This is a genomic window from Verminephrobacter aporrectodeae subsp. tuberculatae At4, from assembly GCF_000193225.1.
Taxonomy (GTDB): domain Bacteria; phylum Pseudomonadota; class Gammaproteobacteria; order Burkholderiales; family Burkholderiaceae_C; genus Acidovorax; species Acidovorax aporrectodeae.
On sequence record NZ_AFAL01000107.1, the window covers coordinates 1 to 1461 of the forward strand.

Below are 1461 nucleotides of genomic sequence, written 5' to 3' on the forward strand. Positions count from 1 at the left end.
TAGCAACACCCCTGGTCATCAATTGGTGATCGCATGATTTTACTCATGTTCCATGAATCCTAGGCGTCGGTACTACAGGGGAGTCCACGTCGCTCCCTTGTTGTCGATGAAGGTTCGCGCCCAGAGTTCTGTCGCAATAACGTACCAGAGCCGGTAGAGATGCTTGGAGTGGTAGGGCTTGGCACCCCGGTGGCGGCGCAGTCTCGCAACGCTGTCGGGATTGAACAATCCGCGGTTGACAATGACTTCGCGGGACGCGGCGACATCGGCGAGTTCGTCAATGAATGACGAGAACGTCTCGTCGTAGCGTAGGTGCTGGATGCGCTTCGGACGCTCAGCGATACGAGATGGAATGCAGGCCTTCGCAGCGCGGCGCAACTCATGCTTTCCCTCGAACCATCTGATCTTGTCCTCATCCCCGAGGCTGAACGCATGCCGGACCATGGGTTCGTCGTAGAACGGCATCCGCACCGTGCAGCCGGAGACACTGTTCACCAAGCGATGCTTCATGCCAGCATGTCCGTCGAATGTGAGGATGTCCTTTGCCAGTTGCGTCCGCAGCGGATGGTCGTCCGCGAGATCGAATTGCACCCGCGTCGGCTGCTTGTTGACACCGACGATACTTGCCGGCCGTGGCATTGATGCCGCGCCGAGCAGATTGATCAACGCGCTCGAGACGACGCCTCGCGGGTCATCGCTGGATCGCAACCAGGACAGATAGTCTTCACACCAGCTGGCGATGACAGGCATCTTCTTGGACCAATACAGGTGCGGATGTACCGCCAATCCTCCATAGGAAGAGTCTGACCCGTTGCCGAAGTACAGCGTCCTGACGTGGCTGGCTGCGTCGCGCGAAAGGGCCAGGACGCACGGGTACTGATCTCGCCCGACCGGATCCTCCAGATGCCAGATGGCTTCAGGCCACAGGGATTTCAGGTGCTCCGGGGTCACGACCGTCGTGTGGTGTCGAGTTCCGAGGAGTCTCGCTGTCTCCTCGGCACCTTGAAGCTCGGGGTCGGATCGTCCGTACCCGACGGAGAACGTGTGCAGTTCGGATCCTGGATTGGCGTTCTTGACGAGTGCAGCCAAGTAGGAGGAGTCCACGCCGCTGCTGAGAGCGATCCCGATGCGTTCCTCGTGTGTCGCGAAGCGCTGTGCGGCCGACTCGCTCAGCGTATGAATCTCGCCGGCAGCGACACCGCGTGCCCTGCGAACGACGGGTTGGTCGGGAATCGGATAGGTCCGACAGTCTGATTCCTCGGCCGACAACCGGACGACCGAGCCCGACGGCACCGAATGAATGCCATGAACGAACGTTTTTCCCCTGGTCACCCAGCCGGTGTGCTGGTACGTGCTGATCGCCTCTACGTCGGGCGCCGGCGCAACCAGTCCGGTTCCAAGGAGGATCTTGTATCGGTTGGCGAACATCGTCGTCTTGCCAACCCTAGTACCGACGCCTAG

The 1461-nt window shown here is 60.2% G+C and carries 1 protein-coding gene; it reads right to left on the reverse strand.

What is annotated here, in order from left to right:
• Positions 1-72: 72 nt before the first annotated feature.
• Positions 73-1461 (reverse strand): asparagine synthase-related protein (locus VTU_RS0104360; RefSeq protein WP_010101185.1); only part of this gene is annotated, 1389 nt, incomplete at its 5' end.